We start from the raw sequence: 19,330 nt of genomic DNA, 5'->3' as shown, positions 1-19,330 counted from the left end.
AAAAATACTTAATCCTGTCTTTTTTTTATACAATTATGTCATTTCATTATCTGCTTTTTGCTACAATAGAAGGAAGAACAATATCTTTACAACCTATTCAAATAGGAGGAGAAGATGAAGTGGAAATGAGGACTAAGCACACCTATAATCAGCCAGTAAATGAAAAAGTTATTTACCAAAATCCTCTTCTATCCCTAAAAGTATGGGAGATAAACGAAGAAAGGGAAAACGCAATAACTTCTGTTGAATATCACCCTTGGCACTATCATAAAGAAGTGGAGTTACTTGCCATTGTTGATGGAAATTTGGCGGTGCAAACAAAAGAAAAGGATCAAACACTTTCTGCAGGAGATGTACTGATTATGGGGGCGTCACAACCTCATAGAACAAGTAAAGCTAGTGGCGGCAATTTGCGTTATATCGTCTTGCAAATAAATTTACATAAACATTTTGATCAAAGCATCCTTCCTTATTTCTATTGTTTTTCAGAAATAACACATCCATTAGACAGGATAAATTATATCTTTGAAGATAATAAGCAAATAAAACAAGAGGTGCATTTTTTAATTAACGAGATACATAAGGAAAGTCAAACAAAAGAAAAAGGCTATGAAATTGCCATCAATTATTCAATCAAACGGCTTCTTCTTTTATTAATTAGAAACGATACAAAAAATATGCTCCATTATTCAGAAGAACAAGACCTTTCCAGACTTAAGCCTGTTTTAGATTATATTGATCGTCATTTAGAAGACCGGATACTTGTAGAGGATGTCTGTGAGCTCTTAAATTTTAGCTATCATTATTTCATTAAATACTTTAAAAAAGTCATGGGTATGTCTTTTGTCGATTATATGAATCTAAAGCGAATAAAAAAAGCCGAATTATTACTATTAACTACAGACAAAAGCATTTTAGAAATAAGCTATGAAGTCGGGATAATGAATATCGCTCAATTTTATAAACTTTTCAAACGGGCAAATCAGTGTTCACCTAAAGCATTTAAAAATAAAATGCAAAAAAACTAAACCCTTTAAACAGCTGACAAGCACAGCTGTTTTTATTTGTGACGATTTTGTAAATTTTTTCTGATTTTTCACAAAAAAAGATCAGGAAATTAATAAACCCCCTTCACCTTTGTCATAACTTGTCGAAATAATAATTAACATTTGATTATACTGCAAATATGAATCCGTTCATCTAGTCCTTCGTTCATATAGCAAATAGTGTCTAAGAAGCAATTTATACACCGTTACACAAAATTTATGGAAAGGAGCTATGATTGATGAGAATTTTAAAATCATTAAATCAAAATTTAAAATTAAGCACTAAACTCTACATTGCATTTGCCCTTATTCTAATTGTTCCTACTATAACAGTAGCCTACCTATCTATCCAAAGTGCTAAACATGAACTTAGCGAGAACATAATGGAAAGCACAAAAGAGAACGTCAAGTTATTAAATAGTAGTATCGACAGTACCATTTCTCCCAAACTATATGATGCAAATTATTTAGCAGATATAATAACAGGAGAATTATTCGAAAAACAAGGAGATAATCCTGATGCTCTAATGTCAAAGCTAGACCAGTATAAAGGACTTCACCCAGAAGCTGTAGCCGTTTATTTAGGAACACAGGATGGGAAAATGTACACCTCTCCAGCTCTAGATCTACCAGACGATTATGACCCAAGAGATAGAACTTGGTTTACACAAGCAATGAACAATTCAGTGGATAAAGCCATCGTAACAAATCCTTATATAGATGCTAGTTCTGGAGAAATGGTAGTAACCATTACTAGGAAAACAGCAGATGGTTCCGGAGTAATTGGCATTGATCTTAATCTCTCTACTTTAGAAAAAACAACCAAAGAAGTAGCAGTTGGGAATGAAGGCTACATAATTCTATTGGATACAGAGCAAAACTATCTTGTCAGCCCAATAAATGAAGCTGGAACACAGGTTGACCAAAATTTTCCTGACTTATATGAGCAAAATTCTGGAGTGCATCACTATAAAACAAACGGTCAGGATCGAACACTTTATTATTTAACAAATGAGAATACAGGATGGAAAATTGTTGGTTCTATGCTGGATGCTGAAACAAATGCTGCAGTAAAACCTATCCTACAAAAAAGTCTTTTAGTTGTGGTCGCTTCTATTATTTTTGGAGGAGCTATCATTATTTTAATTATTCGTTCACTTGTTAGCAGATTAAAAGAAATTCAGAATAAAGCAAAAAAAATAAGCGATGGGGACCTTACAGAAGAGATAACGCTTCAGTCAAACGATGAAATCGGACAACTTGACCACTCATTTACTTCCATGCAATCAAGTCTAAAGACGCTTTTAAAAACACTAGAGCACCATTCTTTAATGGTTTCCGCAACGGCTGAAGAGCTAAACGCTAGTGCTGGTCAAACAAGTGAAGCTAGTGAGCAAGTTGCAACCGCCATCCAACATGTGGCGGTTAGTGCTGAAAAACAAACAGAAGGCGTAGAAGCAAATATATTATCTTTAAATCAAATAGTAAATAGTACAAACACAGTTTTGCTAAATGCTAATGAAGTATTAAATCGCACCAAAACTACTACTCAAAATGCCGAAGTAGGAAAAGCGATTGTCCAACAAACGGTTAATCAAATGAATGAAATTCATCATTCCGTATCTGATACGAATAAAGTAATTGCTTCATTACATGATCGTACGAAAGAGATTGGTACTATCGTAGACGTCATCACTGCTATTTCCAATCAGACTAATTTACTCGCCCTGAATGCTGCAATTGAAGCAGCAAGAGCTGGAGAATCTGGACAGGGCTTTACTGTCGTAGCTGATGAAGTAAGAAAACTAGCTGAACAATCTCAAATTTCTGCTAGTCAAATTACTGAAATCATCAAGGCAATCCAACAAGATACAAAAGAAACAGTTCATACGATGTCCACTGTAGAAAGTAATGTACAAAAAGGCCTTGAAATTTCAGATGAAGCCATCAATACATTTATGGAAATATATGATAATATGAATCTAATTTCCCCACAAATGTCTCAAGTAGCTTCGACACTTAATGAAATATTAACTTTTGTGCAAAACACAGAAAAAACAGCTGCACTTATATCTGATTTAGCCAAAAACAATGCTGCTTCTTCCGAAGAGGTTGCAGCTTCAACAGAAGAACAACTTGCTGCAATGGAAGAAATATCTTCCTCTGCCAATACACTAGCTTCCATGACAGAGGACTTGATTCAGTTAATCAAAAAGTACAAATTTTAATTGGAGAAAAATACACAAGTTTGCGTCAGAAATATTCGTATTGGAAATAGTCTGAACTATTCTATCCCTCCATATAGATTACTATATAGAGGGATTCTATCAACATAGAGAAAAGGAAGTGAAACAATTGAGTCATAATCATGTCTTATTAATTATCGGTGGTGACTTTAGGCAGCTTGAAGTGATTCGCATTTTAGCACCTAAGCTTAGTAAAATATATTTAATTGGGTTTGAAGATGCCTCTATTCCTTATAAGGATGTCATCAAAGTAACTGGGCAAACAGCCCCACTTCATGAAGTAGATAGTATTCTCTTGCCTATTCCAGGGATTCAAGATAATGGCATTGCTGAATCGACTTTTTCAAAGGAAAAAATAATTCTCACAAAAGAACTAATAAATAAAACGAAACCTAATTCAACTATATACTCTGGCATTATTACCCCTTTCTTAAACCAACTGGCTACAGAAACGAATCGTCAATTGGTTGCTCTATTTGCAAGAAATGATGTAGCGATTCTTAATTCAATTCCAACTGCAGAAGGCGCATTAATGCTCGCTATAAAGCATACAGACATTACAATACATAATGCCAACGTACTTGTTCTTGGTTTTGGGAGAATCGGCAAAACGATTACCCGCCTTTTTTCAGCAGTTGGTGCAAAGGTAACTGTCCTTGTTAATAAAAAAGAGGATGAAGCTAGAGTAATGGAAATGGGATTCCACCCTCTACTCGAAGCTTCATTAGAGTCTACAATTCCATCCCAGCATATTGTTATTAATACTATTCCTGCACTTATTCTGACTGCTACCCTTATTAAAAAAATGTCAAGCGACGCTCTAATTATCGATTTAGCTAGCAAGCCAGGCGGAACTGATTTTACCGCTGCAAAAAAGCATAATATCCAAACATTATGGCCACTAGGTTTACCTGCAAAAGTGGCACCAAGAACGGCAGGTACTATTATTGGTAAAACTTTATTGGAGTTACTGAAATAAGAATAATTTGGAATGGCGCAAATGGCCATTAACCAATTAGAGCAGGATAAAATCATTGAATTAGATGGTGAAAGAAAGGTACAATTAGTAAATAATCTACTTGTCGCGATTGTCTCAGAAAATCCTACAACTCCTGTAATTAATACAGGTACTTTATATTAATGAGTGGTATAAATGACGAAGAAAAAAAGCTTTCCATTACGCATTGATCCAGAGCTATACGAAGTACTGCAAAAATGGGCTGCAGATGATTTCCGCAGCATTAACAGTCATATAGAGTATTTGCTTCGTGAATCTGCCAAAAAAGCCAAACGATTTCCAAAACAAAAAGAAGAATGACAGAATCACAAAAGAAGACCAGTCCTTTTACGAAGGTTCTGGTCTTCTTCTAATTATACTGCTATTTTTCTAGCTTAATAATTCCATGATATCTTCTTCTGTTATGGACGATATCATTTTTTCATCTGTATCAATAATTTCATCCACTAAACTTTTTTTCTTTTCCTGTAGTTCAAATATTTTCTCTTCTATTGTTCCTTTGGAGAATAATTTGATGACATCAACAATATTTTCTTGCCCCATCCTATGCGCACGATCTGCAGCTTGCTCTTCAACTGCAGGATTCCACCATGTATCATATAGAATAACTGTATCAGCTGTCATTAAATTTAATCCTGTTCCCCCTGCTTTTAAGCTTATCAAAAAGTAGTCTCGTTCTCCCAAATTATAGCGATGACATAATTCCACTCTTTCATCAGAGGGAGTATTTCCATCCAAATAAAAGAACGACAAACCCTTCTTCGCTAATTCCTGTCCGATAATATCCAGCATACTGGTAAATTGCGAAAAAATCAGTACTCTTCGATTCGAACGTTGCGATTCTTCCATTAATTCCATTAAATGCGCTAACTTGGCTGATCCACCCTCATAATTTTCTACAAATAGGGCAGGATGGCAGCATATTTGTCGTAGCCTCGTCAACCCAGCAAGAATTCTAATCTTATTTTTTCGCAATGTATCTTTGTTTAAGTGCTTTAGAGCATCATGCCTTAGTTTTGACAAATATGCTGCGTATAGTCTTTTTTGCTCTGGTAACAATTCCACCATTTCGCTCCACTGTCTTTTCTCCGGTAGTTCTGCTAATACATCCTCTTTTAACCGTCGCAGCATAAAGGGTCTTATTTTTTTCGCAATCTGCTTATTAGTAAGATTTGCGTATTCCTTTAACCCCTTCAATAACTCAGGAAATACAATATGAAAAATAGACCACAGCTCTTCAATGGAATTCTCAAGCGGTGTTCCTGTTAAGGCAAAACGATTTATTGCCTTTATTTTTTTCACTGATTTAGCTGTTTGCGAAAGTGGATTTTTGAAATACTGTGCCTCATCAAAGAAAACAGTATGGAGAGATTGCTGTTCATACCATTGAATATCTTGTCTAATTAATGGATATGACGTTATCAGAACATCGATATTTTCTAAATCCATTTGTAACTGTGCCCGCTCCTTCTTGTTCCCATCAAGGACAAGACATTGAATAGTTGGAGCGAACTTCATGATTTCTCTCTGCCAATTATAAAGGAGCGACGATGGGCAAACGACTAGCACTTTTTGCTTTGATTTTCGAATCACTGGTAATTCAGACATGATAAAGGCAATACTTTGAAGCGTTTTTCCCAACCCCATATCGTCTGCTAAAATTCCGCCGAAGTGGAATTTCGCTAAAGTTTTCATCCACCTATACCCATCCTTCTGGTACGATTTCAGGACATCCTCTAAAACAGCGGGAACCTTAATCATTAATGTTTCTGGATGCAGAAGTGATTCTATCAACTGTTGATAGGATTCATCTAGTTTAAATATCTTTCGGTCTTCCTCTATAAAAGATAAGCTTTCTAAAAGGGTCAGTTCAAATCCGCTGACAAAATCCTTGTCTTTGATTTGTGGGGAAAGAAGATAACGTTGAATTTCCTCCATCTCTCGCGTTTTTAAGGCAAAAAGAGAGCCATCCTGTAAACGATAATATTTTCGCTTTTCTTCTAAAGCAGCTAACAGTCCTTTTATTTCTCGTTCCGGAAATCCTTCCATCTCAAATTTAAACTCTAGCCAATTAATCCGATCCTTTTTTAATTTCACCGAAAACCGTGGCCAAGTTTTTTCCTTAAAAATTCTATTTCTAATCGCTGTTGTTGCATAGACTTTTACAAGCTTTTGCAACTTCGGTAATACGTAATACAAAAAATCAAACTCTAATTCTTCGTTATAAAGCATATATCCACTATCCGTTTTCGCAAATGAACTTCCATCCATCAGCTCCAATATCACTTCTTCTTTTTTCCAATCTCGAAGAAGCACTCCATCGATGTCTTTATCTCGTTCATGAACTGGATTAATGACGATATTTTCATAGCGGAATTCTAAACTTGCCAACAATCGATTATTTACTCTATCTAAATAGAGCTCTGCTTGCAGGGGCGCTTTTCCTATTTTTTTTGAAAGTTCTTTCTCCAATTGAACTTCCCCTAATTTTTTCAAGCCTGGAGCAACATTTTCTAAAAAGAAGTCTATTTGATTGTTTGCAATAGGGATATAATTCTTGCCAACCTTCTCTGTCATTCTTTTCATTTCCACAAGCCTGTTAAAATCCTCTGATTCCAATTGAATGACATTTCCGTCAATCATGACTGCATAATATTGATGCAAGAACAGAATAGATTCCATTCCTTGAACATTCAATTGATAGCTTCCTGTGTCCTGCTGATATAAGTGAAATGTTAGTGGGAGTGGTTCCCGAGAAACTTGCAAAGGCATTCTAGTTCCACTATATTCTTCTAAAAAACTTAATTCCTTCCAGTGTGAACGAAGGGAAATCCAAGAAGATGGAGGTATTAATAAAGTATCTTCTTCCCCTATGTTGTCCATTTCGTTGTGATGATTCAAGAAAATGGATTCATCGCTTACCACTTTCCATAATTCTTGAAGAATTGCTTCACTTTCTTCCTTTACACAGTGTAACTTTGGGTCAAAATTCTGCCCCAGAGCATATTGATACATATTGCCGGCATTTATTACTTCTAAAAATTGACGAATGTTTTTTATTTTATTGGATAAAAGGTGAATTTCGATGCCAAACATATTCGCTTCTGATCCAACTGGAATAATTTTCATCAAAAATTCAACTGGAACTACTTCTCTTTTCTCAAAGTGGCGTTGTTTCTTTGGTGAAGGAAAACTAGTCTGATTAAATAAAGCAAAAAAATCATCTGATACATTTGTATTCGTTTCTTGCATAGTAGCAGGCTCCTTGCCACTCAGCTGAAATTTCTTAATCTCCAGCAAAACAGCTGCAATATGCTGACATTCTTTTTGAAAGGAAGCTAGCTTTGGACAAGAACAATTCGCTTTTATTTCACCAGCTTCTACAGCCACCATTACAGCAAAGTCTTCTGCTGCTTGAACGAATGCTTCACAGTAGTCTTCTCTATATTCTTTAAACAACACCTTATGATTCTTTGAAAATGCCTCGCCTCTTTTTAAAGAAACAGGACCACACATCTCCAGGACCATTTTTCGTGTAATAACGATATTCAACAATCTAATCTCCTTCTTTTAATATTACAAGTTACGCACAAATACCTCCTTACACTTTACTACTTTTTTCATAACATTTCTATTATGGGAGTATTGTAAAATTAGGTAGAAGTTTTGTTTATATATGTATGAATGATTGTGTATTGATTGGATTGGCATTTTTGGAAAATATTTTTGATTTTTGACTATTTAATCTTTTTTCCGCTATAAAAAAGTGGACAAACTCCCACTTTCAAGAAGCTTGTCCACTAAAATAGATTTATTTTGAAAGTTTATTCCTTTTAATAGCTATTAGCAACTAGTAATTGGACTGCTGATTGGAGTTTTTCCTTTAATTCATCTGGAGCCGTTAAATAGAGAATTCCATTGCCTTCTATGCTTGGTTTATTTCCTAATGGGATGGTTCTTTTAATTAATTGAGCATAAATTTCTGGCTCTGTTAAATTTCGTTCAAAAGCTTCATTACTAATTAATTTAATTAATGCTAAAGCACCGCTCACATGAGGGGCAGCCATCGAGGTTCCTGTTAGGCTTGCGTATTTCCCATCTAAAAAGGTAGAGAGAATTTCTTCCCCAGGAGCTACTAAATCAACTTCTCGATTCGAATTGGAAAAACGAGAAGAATTTCGCTCTAAGTCTACGGCACCAACACTTATCACTTCATTATAGGCAGCCGGATATCCTAATTCTTCGGTTGAATCTAGGCCATCCCCTTCATTCCCCGCTGCACACACGACGAGAATTTGGGCTTCGACAGCTTTTTTCACTGCCTCATGTAATTCTGCTACATCCTCAGGTCCACCAAGACTCATGGAAATAATATCTGCCCCTTGCTCAATGGCATAATAAATTCCGTTTATAATCCAATCATATTGCCCAGTACCTTGTCCATTTAAAACCTTTACAATTAAAAGAGAAACTTCTGGCGCAACTCCTGTCAATCCGCTGTCTTTTCCTGATGCCCCAATTGTTCCAGCAACATGTGTCCCATGCCCATTATAATCCATATAAACTTCCGGACTGCCGTTGTCATCATCGGTAAAGTTTTTCCCACCTATAATCCGTTCTTGCAAATCTGGATGATTTATATCACACCCAGTATCCAAGATGGCAATGGTTATCCCTTTTCCTTTTGTTTTATTCCATAAATCAGGTGCTTGAATTAGTTCAATTCCTTTTGGTATTTCTGTTGATAGATCCAATACTTCTTTCACTTGATAAGGAATTACTCTACATTTTTTTTTCATATAACAGCCTCCTAATAATAGAATCACTAACACAATAAATATTTTAACAATTCCGAATTATTTTGATAAGAGGCTTAAGACTCAAATTAAGAACATTTGTTCTAAATGACTAATTATCATTTCTCCTTGCAAAAAAAATGGCCTACATAGATAGACCATTTTCTTCTTCCTATTCTTTTAGCTGAATAAATAACCGCTTATCTTACTTCATATTTTTTCCTACATATTAAATAAAAAGCAACAAAAATGACAATGGACCAGATCAACGAATACAATGGACTTGTATCAATAATTCTAAAAAGACTTGGGATATCACCTGCAACTGAATCATCATATGTAAATAATAAGAAGATCATCATATTATTTGCCGCATGTGCACCAATGGATAGCTCTAAACTGCCTGTTTTTACAGCTATAAAGGTTAAAGCAAATCCTGCAAGCAAATAATCTAAGCCTACTAATATGGCAGAATCATTCATTTCAGGATTAGTAAAATGCAAAGATCCAAAAATTAGTCCAACAATTAGTGCTAATAAAATAGGATTTTTTAGTTTTTTTCCTACCCATTGTAGTAATAATCCCCTAAATAAAAGCTCTTCTACCGTTGTTTGAATTGGAACAAAAAGAATAACGACAAGGAATAAAAAGACATAATCAGAAAGTGAAACATTATTCCACTTATAATCAGGGGCATTTATCAAGAAATCAATAACAGATGTAACAAGGAATAGCCCAGTAAATATGGCGAATCCCCAGCCAATCTTTTTCCAATTTACTCTTTCTTCCCCTGTAATCAATGTTCGAAATTTTCTTTTGTGTATAAATCGTACGCCAATCCATAAACCAACTAAAGCAAAGATATAAATAATATGTGTCATTAATAAACTAATAGTGCCATTTCCGCCGACAACCATGCCTGTATCCAAATCTATAAATGTAGCATCGTTCCCGTCCAACTCCACGCGCAATAACTCGATGATGAAATAAACAATAGAACCAGCAATCATAAATCCAACAGCTAATAAAATAGATGCTAAATAGCGCGGCCAGCTATTGTTTCCTTCTTTTACATTCAAATAATGTTTCATTCATCTACTCCTTTGTACCATTATTTTTCAGCTGATACGCTCGTTCCAAATCAAAATTTGCACGTATTTCACCGATTTTTTCTTTTCTTGCATTTAGCACTGGTGTATGCACATATTTTTCTAAATCTGTAAAAATTCCCTCCTCTTTATAGCCTAGCTGACTTAGAACCTCCATTGCCGCAACATTTACTGCTCGTGTTCCTCCATCTTCTACCTTAATCGCAATTCCGATTCCTTCTTTGACAAGGCCAATACACTGAACAGCCTCAGCACCTGCTTTTGAAACAATCCGTCCTTGATAAGCGTTCATTAAGTCCGTATCAAATCTGCTTGTGCCGCCAACCATTTCAGGAAATTCCATCATGCTATCTCTTATCCGTTTGACTATCTTTATTCGCTTTTCTGATTTAATAGAATCAGGGCTCGCTAGTCTTGCATAACCTAGTGCTACATGATATAAAGGTAGTTGATGGACTGGTACGCCACAACCATCTACACTAAGATTTATTTTTTCTTTTGGAAAATCACATATTTCTTCTATCGCCTCTAATATTCGCTGCTGATGAGGATGCTCTACTTCTCGATAATTAGCAATATCTTCCTTCATATGAATAGCAGTAGCAAGCATACCGGTATGCTTTCCAGAACAATTACTGTAAACAGGGGTCACATCTCCTCCATTTCTCAACAGCTCTTTATAGCTTGTTAAATTCCATGGTGTATGTGTTCCACATTGTAGGTGATCCTCTTTAATCCCTAATCTTTCTAACAGCTGAAGAATTGTTTCTCGATGGAAGGATTCTCCAGCATGGGAAGCACACGCAATTGCTATTTCTGCATTACTATATGAATATGTATCAGCTGCTCCTGTCTCTAAAAGGGGAATCGCTTGAAATGGCTTCATCGACGATCTAGGAAAAGTCATTCTATTGGGATTTCCATAGGAATATAGCAATCTACCTTCTTTATTTACTACAGCAATATGAATATTATGTGTACTTTCTAGATATTTTCCGCGATAGACAAGTATAGGCTTATTCAATACAATCGACTCCTTTTTATCTATAAAACATCAAATTTTTCTTTTAAAGCTTCATATTGGAAACCTTGTTTTTGATAGTTTTGCTTTTTATACATTTCTTTTGGTGTGTCTTCACCATCTGCCAGCAAGATAATCGTCTTATCTGGAAATAAGTCCATCACCATTTTTTGCATACGAGCAGCAATCCCTTTTCGCTGATATTCATCAATTACAAAGATTCCGTCAATTTCGACTGTTTTATAGCCAAGAATTACTTCTAAAGCACCAGCCCCTTTTCCTTTATAATAAGCAATTATCTGCAAGAAATGAGGATTGCTAAAATTTTTCCGATATACTTCTGTTTTTCCTTTTGCATAATCTATTCCATATTTCAAGTCTTGATTATATTCTAATTGTAAATAGTCCTCAAAATTCTCCTCCGTAACTTTCTGAATAAGAATATCTTCAATAGGAGACAATACAGGAAATTCACGAGGATTAATCGCATAAAGTTCAGTAAATCCCACGTCATAATAACATTTACTTACAATATGCTCTTGTAGCTCCTTCGTAAACTTTTGGTTTTCTGGAAAAATAAACTTAAGATGCTTTTGACCAGTCTTTTGGTGAAACACTTTAAGGTATTCCTCCGCCTGCTCAAATTCGCTTATTGTAGGCATTGTTTTAAACTGTATAAAATTACTGTCATATTGAAGCAACATTTCCTCATTATGAACATGGATCCAATTAATAGATTCCATTATTTGTTTCCCTTCCTTGTGGATGTTGCTATAGGTCACTTTCTCCATGTTGTATTCTCCTACCTTCTTCTCAAACTACTTTTTTACCGTAATATACTAATAATAAACGATTCATTTATAGAAATCAGTAGATTATAGAAAAAATGACATTATTAAAATTTAACCACACGTAAATAGGACTGTCTCTAAAGAAACAGCCCTACTTAAATGATTATTCTCTCTTTGATTATATTGCTTCTGCATTTTCCTTCCTTTCCCTCCATAAAAACACTTCGTTCCCCATTTCATTATATTGCACTTTTTGAAAGATTTGCATCATCATTAAAATACCTCTACCACGTTCCTCTAAGACGATATCACTCATGAGCTTTTCTGTTCCATATTTTTCAATATCATTGATTTTCTTTGTTACATTAAACCCATTCCCATGATCTTTAATTCGCATGTCAATCGCTCTATTTGTATAATGTATATCTAATATAACAGGAAAATCCCCATGTTCTATTGCATTGTTTATAGCTTCGCCTATTCCCACGCTAAGCATAAAATCCTCTGACAACCAATCTCTTAAATCCTTATTTATCTTACCTTTCCATTCTTTTTCTGTATGATCATGTATTACTATCTTTTGATAGCTAATAAGTTCACTCATATGCTGCCCCCTGTTTTTAAAAAAGCACAAGCTCCTTATTAACGATAAGGATCGTCAAAGCACATCAACTAAATAATCGAATCTCTAATAGTTATAATTATCGTATTAGTGTACCTTTTTCTTGATAGCGGAGACTTGATTTATGCTGGTACATTGATGCTGGAACTGAACATTCATTAGAAATATGACTCTTTTATATTCGTAAAAAAAGCTAACAAAACAAGGATAGTTTGGTTAGCCGGTTGCGCTAGTAGCTCATAATCAACAAAGCGCCCAAATAAGTTGATTAATCAAAGCTTTCTACCTTTATAACTTTCTCATAATTTAACAAGTTTTTAAATTATATAGTATTATATACCCATACCAATGAAACATAAACCTATTTTAAGAGAAATCATAAAAAATATAAAGCTCCCTATATTTCACCTTTTGAAACAATTTTAATTTAAATTGAATGAGAACCCTTTAACCATCAGGAGAAAAAGAAAAGAAGCCATCAGTATCTTTTACTGATGACTTGGATCGACAAAAAAGAAAGCAATTCGGAGTACTAATATGAGAGCACTCCCATTATATCCATTTAGTCTCTCTATAAATCTTCCCACTATTCTTTTATTCTATTACCCGAAACTTCCATTTTGTTTCTGCATAATACGTATCTTCTGGTTTCAAAACGACGGATGGGAATTCAGGGTGATTTATTGCATCAGGAAGACCTTGCGTTTCTAAGCATACCCCTAAGTATTTTCTTCCAATTACGCCATTAAAATCATACTTATCCTCTAACTGGTTGCCTGTATAAAGAATGATTGCAGGCTGATTTGTAACTAAAGACAATTCCCTACCACTTTCTTTATCTTGTAAAATAGCAGAATGTGTACCTTCAGCAGAGAAGATAAGTGGATGATCATAGCCATTGCCTACTAAAATATTTTGTTCGAAGTTATTGTCCATTCCTTCTTTCAATAGCTTTCCTTCTGCAAAATCAAATGGCGTATTTTCTGTTGGGACCATTTTTCCTGTTGGAATAAATCCTTCATCTAGTTCTAAGAAACGATCAACATCAGCAATTAGTTCATGATTAGTTATATCTCTTTTATTATTCCCACTTAAATTAAAATAGGAATGATTGGTCACTGTTACAGGTGTTTCTTTGTCTGTTTTTCCGTGGTATGTTAGGACTATTTCATTCTCATTAGTCAGTAAATAATCTACAGTAAAGTCAAAATTACCTGGATAACCTTCTTCTCCATCTGGACTATGATATGTATAGCGAATTCCAATTGCCCCTTCCTCTTCTACAATAGAAGAATCAAAGACTACTTCACTCCAACCAACATTTCCCCCATGTAAGTGATTAGGAGGAGTATTTGTATTTAATCGATACTCTTTTCCATTAAGTTCGAATTGACCACGATTAATTCTTCCTGCAACGCGCCCAACAATCGCCCCTAAATAAGGACCTGGATACTGTCTATACTCCTCTAATGTTTCAAAGCCAAGCACAACATTTTCCTTGTTTCCTTCCTTATCTGGAACTATAATTTTCGTGATAATGCAGCCATAATTCATACTAGAGAAACTCATTCCATTGTTATTCGTAAAAGTATATTCTGTTATCTTTGCTCCGTTTACTTCTCCCATTGATCTTTGACTATAATTCATATTAATCACTCCTTCTAATAATCATTCTTTCTCTCTTATTTTCCCACTTCAAATTTGAAATCGCCTTCATTTCCATGTCTTTAAATGAACATAGATTGAAACGCTTTCAATAGTTTGTTTACCCTATTAACTAATCCCCAACTATATCTTACTTTATTTTATCAGAATTGATAATATTTTTTTTATTTTTTCTAGAGAAAATAAAAAAAGCTGTCAATATCTCACTTATCGATGATGTTGACAGCTTCCGTAATGTTTTCGATCAAATGCTTACAACAAAAGCTTCATATGGCTTTAAATGCACATTTCCAAAATCCACACTTTCACGATGATAATTACTAATAATCACCTCATCACACTCGTTAAATTCTGGTAAATGCAGCATTTTTTCTTGGTCACTAAAGTTGGCCACTACTACCCAAGTTTTTCCTTCAAACTTTCGTGTATAAGCAAAAATCTCTTCTTCCGTATCTTCGATTAGCTCAAAATCTCCCCATACTACGATTGGATTATCTTTTCTCAATTGAATTAAAGATTGATAACAATAGAAGACGGAATTAGCATTTTCTAAATTATTCTTAACATTAATATCCAAATAATTCGGATTAACATGCAGCCACGGTGTCCCGGTAGTAAACCCTCCATTCTCCGTATCATCCCATTGAATAGGTGTTCTTGCATTGTCTCTACCTTTTACATTAATCGAATGAAGGATTTCCTCTTTCGTATACCCTTGCTCTATTCGCTCATAGTACATATTAATACTCTCTATATCATTCACTTCACTAATATCCGAAATTGGGCAATTAGTCATCCCAATCTCTTCCCCTTGATAAATATATGGAGTTCCTTTCATTAAATGTAAAAGGATGGCAAACATCTTTGCACTTTCCACCCGATACTCTTTATCATTTCCCCAACGAGATACGATTCTTGGTAAATCATGATTATTCCAAAACAAACTATTCCAACCTTCATTCCCAAGAGAAGTTTGCCATTTTGCTAGTATGGATTTTAATTGCTTTATTTCTAACGGCTTAAGGTCCCATTTTTGTTTCCCCTCTTGCTCGTCTAATCCAATATGTTCAAATTGAAAGACCATGGAAAGCTCATTTCTTGCTGGATTCGAATATAATTTAGCGATTTCAGGAGTTGCTCCCCAAGTTTCTCCTACTGTTAAAACATCATAATTACCAAACGATTTTTCATTCATTTCTTGAAGATAATCATGTAGCTTTGGTCCATTTCCAGTAATACCAAGATCTGGTTGTTTTCCTACTAAATCAATCACATCCATGCGGAAGCCACCGATTCCCTTTTCTAGCCAATAGTTCATCATATTCCAAACTTCTTCCCGCACTTTTTCATTTTCCCAATTTAAATCCGGCTGTCTTTTACTGAATAAATGCAAGAAATATTGTCCGCTATCTTCATCAAATTCCCAAGCAGAACCGCTAAAAGTAGATTTTAGCTCATTTGGTGCTTCACCATTTACCGGATCACGCCAAATATAGTAATCTCGGTATGGATTGTCTTTTCCTTTTTTGGCTTCAATAAACCATTTATGCTCATCTGACGTGTGGTTTACGACTAAATCCATAACAATTTTAATTCCTTTTTCATTCGCAGTTGCAATTAATTCATCCATATCTGCCATCGTACCAAATTCATCCATAATATCTTCATAATCACTAATATCATAGCCATTATCGTCATTAGGCGATTTGTATACAGGGCTTAGCCAAATAACATCGATTCCTAGTTTTTGCAAATAATCAAGACGATTGATGATTCCTCTTAAATCTCCAATTCCATCTCCATTACTGTCTTGAAAGCTTCTTGGATATATTTGATATACGACTGACGTTTGCCACCATTTCTTTTCCATTATATTACCTACTTTCTATGAAAATATATTCTGAACGTAAACGTTTACGTAAAGTTTAAAAAATTTTACTCCATCCTATTTATTACAGACGCCCTTTCTACTAAGCGAAATGGCATCCTTTCTGTTTTCACTTCTACTTTTTGCTGAATAGCCTCTATTATTTTTAAACAACCCTTCTCTCCCATTGCCTGAAACGGTTGCTCTATCGTTGTTAATGGAGGGACTGCCATTTCTGCAACTCTTGTATTATCATAGCCCATGACAGATAGATCATTTGGTATTTGTATGCCCAGTTCAAAGGCGGCTGAAATGATCCCAAGTGCTACCTCATCACTTACACAAAATACTGCTGTTATATCAGTCTTTTCTGCATGGAAAGCATAGAGCGCTTCTTTTCCTGCTGAAAAACTATAATCTCCTGCTTTTATATAGTTGGCAGAAAAGCTTATTTCATGATCACATAATGCCCTTTTATATCCTTCCATCCTTGCTATCCCAGCTACTCGATCAGAGAAGTCCACACCTGCCAAGCCTATTTTTTGATGTCCATGATCGATTAAATACTTTGTAGCAGCATACGAAGCTTCATAATCATCTACTTTTATAAAAGGTATTCGCTTATTTTTGGTATCTGTTGACAGTAACACATACGGTATACTCAATGATTCAATTGCTTGAATTTGTTCTTCCTTTAGTGGAATGGATACAATAACAAGCCCATCCACTTTTCTTTCTTCTAGCATTTTTAAGCAATCAATTAATCGATTACCTTTCTCCCCAGCATGGGAAAGAATGACACTAAAGCCATGACATTGCGCTACCTTCTCCATCCCATTTACAATATCAGCATAAAAGATGGTTGACACGTTTGGCATGATAATACCAATTAAATTACTAGATTTTTTCACTAAGCTTCTCGCCATTTCATTTCTCCGATAGCCTAGCTCTTCTGCCATTTGCAGGATTTTCTTCTTTGTCTCTTCATTGTAACCACCTGCTCCATTTAAAACTCTTGAAACAGTTGCTGTAGATACTTTTGCAGCATTTGCTATAACTTTAATGGTTATCGTCATTTCCTTCACCCTTTACGTAAACGTTTACGTAACTATACTTTAACACAAAAATGGAACGCTTACAATAAAAAACCGCGTGCTTTGGTAATGGTATGATGAATACCACTACCAAAGCATACAGCTTATTTTACTTCTATCTTTACATCTCCTTCGATGTAATTAGGGTAAAATGTCAATTTCATTTGCAATGGATTTTTGTACTCGCTATTTTCGAAAAACATATTCCAATATTTTTTGTTTTCATGATTGTAAAATTCAGTTGATGGTATACTTAGTTCCTTTCCTGTTGCATCAATAGGCTCATCAAAGATAGTATACATATCCTCTGAATCAGATACCATAAAAAATTCCGCTTGTGCTTTAGACGTTTCTCCTAATTTAAGTTTACCGTCTTTCGGACTTTTTACTAACCTATTTGCTTCCGTATCTACAATAACCACCGCATCTTCCTTATCAATTGCCATTAATTTATTTACCCTCAAATAAAGTTCTTTCGGCTTTTCGAAATAATTAGATTGTAAATAATACATTTTCTCATGCTTACTCAAAGTCCTATTTACAGTACCATTTGCAATAGAAGTCCATACCTCACCGTTTTCATCTTCCAATCGCATATCTTCAAATCCCAAAATTTCTTTTGTATTTGTAAGATCAAATGCTACCTTCACTCCAATTCGTAATGGGTACACGATAATTTCTTCTATCGTGATTTTTTGATTCTCAACTTCCACAACCTGGTTTATTGGATAAGTTATATTCTTTTTGACATTTTCCTTGAGTTCAAAAGGAATCAGAAATATTATTTCTTGATTGTCCATTACTATAACTAATTCAAAGTTAAACTTTAATTCATCAAAAGAAAAAGAGTCCACAAATTGGTACTCGACCATATCTTGAAATTCATTTTGGATATCATCAGGAAAATATACATTATAGCTACGTGAATGCTCAGGAAATTCTTCTTTATTAAGGAGATTAATATACTTTATTTCTCCTCCTGTGAGAGGGTTTGTTGATTTCAATGTATAAAATACATTTATTCCTGATTCATCCATAACCACTCCATCTATCGTTAACGTCAAATCTCCTTTTGTCTCAGAAACATCTACCTTTTGATAATAATCATTTTCTATAATGGCGGAAAAGCCTTTATCTTGTTCAATAAAACCAATCATCCATTCCATCCCAGGGATAGATGTGAGCGCATTTGCAAAAGTTGGCGATATTCGAATAGATGTTATAAAGGAAACGATGATAATTGCTGCAATCGCAAGCCCAAGCAATCTTTTTTGTTTTTTCTTAAGCAGACTTTTTTCTCGCTTTGCTTTCATAAATCCGCTTAAAATGGCTTCATCTCCCTGTTCTATTGGCAATTCGACTTTTTCATATTCTTTTTTAAATTTTAATAACCTTTGTTCCTCTTCTTCATACATGCTCACTCTCTCCTTTCTCCTTAAAATATAGTCTTAATGTTTTCAGTACTTTATGTAATCGAGACTTTACGGTTCCTTCTGGTATTTTTTCCATTGCGGCAATTTCTTTGATCTTCGTATTTTGAAAATATTTTAAATAGATTAATTGCTGGTCTTCATTAGATAACAATTCAAGAGCTTCCTTTAGTTCAATCAAGGATTGGTCTTGGTAAACAGATATATCATATACTTGGTTATCAGAAATAACTCTGTTTGATCTCTTTACTTGATCTTGACAATAATTAATCATAATCCTTGTTAGCCATGTTTTTAGATAGGCTGGCTCTTTTACCGTATGTATTTTTTTGTAGGCTCTATATGTCACTTCCTGCAATGCTTCTATTGCTGCATGTTCATCTTTTAGAAATGCTAAAGCAGCTCTTAGCAATGATTCTTTATATAATTGCATTACTTCCAAAAAGGCATCATCATCTCCTTTAATAGCTTTCTTACTAATCTCTAACTCTTCCAATTAATCACCTCCCCTGTTGTTCTATACATTAGACCTTGTATCGAGAAAAAAGTTCGCGAAAAATTGTATAAATTTTTTCTTTTTATCTAAGAGCAAATTATACATGAAATTTCAAGCATAAAAAAAGCC

At 34.6% G+C, this 19,330-nt stretch carries 15 protein-coding genes, 1 pseudogene and 1 riboswitch; of the genes and pseudogenes, 5 read left to right on the top strand and 11 right to left on the bottom strand.

The genetic code is table 11. The annotated features are described in order from the left end of the window. Positions 1-125: 125 nt before the first annotated feature. From QQZ16_RS03845 to QQZ16_RS03825, 5 genes and pseudogenes are all read left to right on the top strand, one after another. Positions 126-1,028: a helix-turn-helix domain-containing protein gene (locus QQZ16_RS03845; RefSeq protein WP_235251998.1), complete on the top strand. Its 903-nt coding sequence runs from the start codon at positions 126-128 to the stop codon at positions 1,026-1,028. A gap of 257 nt (positions 1,029-1,285) precedes the next feature. Continuing rightward, positions 1,286-3,274 (top strand): methyl-accepting chemotaxis protein, encoded by a 1,989-nt coding sequence (locus tag QQZ16_RS03840; RefSeq protein WP_284561120.1) that lies wholly within the window; start codon positions 1,286-1,288, stop codon positions 3,272-3,274. 127 nt (positions 3,275-3,401) lie between these two features. Further along, positions 3,402-4,271, top strand: coding sequence for a dipicolinate synthase subunit DpsA (dpsA, locus tag QQZ16_RS03835; RefSeq protein ID WP_031540703.1), 870 nt, complete (start codon positions 3,402-3,404; stop codon positions 4,269-4,271). A gap of 12 nt (positions 4,272-4,283) precedes the next feature. Then, a pseudogene (locus tag QQZ16_RS03830) lies at positions 4,284-4,433 on the top strand (SPFH domain-containing protein); the annotation flags it as partial. A gap of 12 nt (positions 4,434-4,445) precedes the next feature. After that, positions 4,446-4,610, top strand: a complete 165-nt coding sequence (locus QQZ16_RS03825) for a hypothetical protein (RefSeq protein ID WP_016200850.1) — start codon at positions 4,446-4,448, stop codon at positions 4,608-4,610. A 69-nt stretch (positions 4,611-4,679) separates the two neighbouring features. Here QQZ16_RS03825 and QQZ16_RS03820 read toward each other — a convergent pair whose 3' ends face one another. From QQZ16_RS03820 to QQZ16_RS03770, 11 genes are all read right to left on the bottom strand, one after another. Next, the gene (locus QQZ16_RS03820) at positions 4,680-7,862 is read right to left on the bottom strand and encodes a DEAD/DEAH box helicase (RefSeq protein WP_031540701.1); all 3,183 of its coding nucleotides are present in this window, start codon (positions 7,860-7,862) and stop codon (positions 4,680-4,682) included. A gap of 281 nt (positions 7,863-8,143) precedes the next feature. Further along, positions 8,144-9,109 carry a S8 family peptidase gene (locus QQZ16_RS03815; protein ID WP_031540700.1) on the bottom strand — a complete coding sequence of 322 codons (966 nt, stop codon included), beginning with the start codon at positions 9,107-9,109 and terminating at the stop codon, positions 8,144-8,146. A gap of 197 nt (positions 9,110-9,306) precedes the next feature. After that, the gene (locus tag QQZ16_RS03810; protein WP_031540699.1) at positions 9,307-10,197 is read right to left on the bottom strand and encodes a CPBP family intramembrane glutamic endopeptidase; all 891 of its coding nucleotides are present in this window, start codon (positions 10,195-10,197) and stop codon (positions 9,307-9,309) included. A 4-nt stretch (positions 10,198-10,201) separates the two neighbouring features. Then, complete coding sequence (locus tag QQZ16_RS03805; RefSeq protein ID WP_235251986.1) at positions 10,202-11,239, bottom strand: asparaginase; 1,038 nt, start codon at positions 11,237-11,239, stop codon at positions 10,202-10,204. Positions 11,240-11,259: 20 nt separating this feature from the next. Then, positions 11,260-12,027, bottom strand: coding sequence for a GNAT family N-acetyltransferase (locus tag QQZ16_RS03800; protein ID WP_031540697.1), 768 nt, complete (start codon positions 12,025-12,027; stop codon positions 11,260-11,262). Between the two features lie 178 nt (positions 12,028-12,205). Then, on the bottom strand, positions 12,206-12,631 hold the full coding sequence (locus QQZ16_RS03795) for an ATP-binding protein (protein ID WP_235251984.1): 426 nt from the start codon (positions 12,629-12,631) through the stop codon (positions 12,206-12,208). Between the two features lie 227 nt (positions 12,632-12,858). Then, positions 12,859-12,941: riboswitch (cyclic di-GMP riboswitch) on the bottom strand. A 302-nt stretch (positions 12,942-13,243) separates the two neighbouring features. Beyond that, positions 13,244-14,296, bottom strand: a complete 1,053-nt coding sequence (locus tag QQZ16_RS03790) for an aldose epimerase family protein (protein WP_235251983.1) — start codon at positions 14,294-14,296, stop codon at positions 13,244-13,246. Positions 14,297-14,558: 262 nt separating this feature from the next. After that, entirely contained in the window at positions 14,559-16,184 is a 1,626-nt protein-coding gene (locus tag QQZ16_RS03785; RefSeq protein WP_101730136.1) for a glycoside hydrolase family 13 protein, read from the bottom strand. 65 nt (positions 16,185-16,249) lie between these two features. Further along, positions 16,250-17,257, bottom strand: coding sequence for a LacI family DNA-binding transcriptional regulator (locus QQZ16_RS03780; protein WP_284561118.1), 1,008 nt, complete (start codon positions 17,255-17,257; stop codon positions 16,250-16,252). Between the two features lie 122 nt (positions 17,258-17,379). Continuing rightward, positions 17,380-18,690 carry a DUF4179 domain-containing protein gene (locus QQZ16_RS03775; RefSeq protein WP_284561117.1) on the bottom strand — a complete coding sequence of 437 codons (1,311 nt, stop codon included), beginning with the start codon at positions 18,688-18,690 and terminating at the stop codon, positions 17,380-17,382. Then, positions 18,683-19,201: a sigma-70 family RNA polymerase sigma factor gene (locus QQZ16_RS03770; RefSeq protein ID WP_031540691.1), complete on the bottom strand. Its 519-nt coding sequence runs from the start codon at positions 19,199-19,201 to the stop codon at positions 18,683-18,685. Before QQZ16_RS03770 ends, QQZ16_RS03775 begins: the two co-directional genes overlap by 8 nt. Between the last annotated feature and the right edge of the window lie 129 nt (positions 19,202-19,330).

The organism is Bacillus sp. T2.9-1 (assembly GCF_950097965.1).
GTDB lineage: Bacteria > Bacillota > Bacilli > Bacillales > Cytobacillaceae > Niallia > Niallia hominis.
This window is presented reverse-complemented; position numbering and strand designations above follow the sequence as displayed.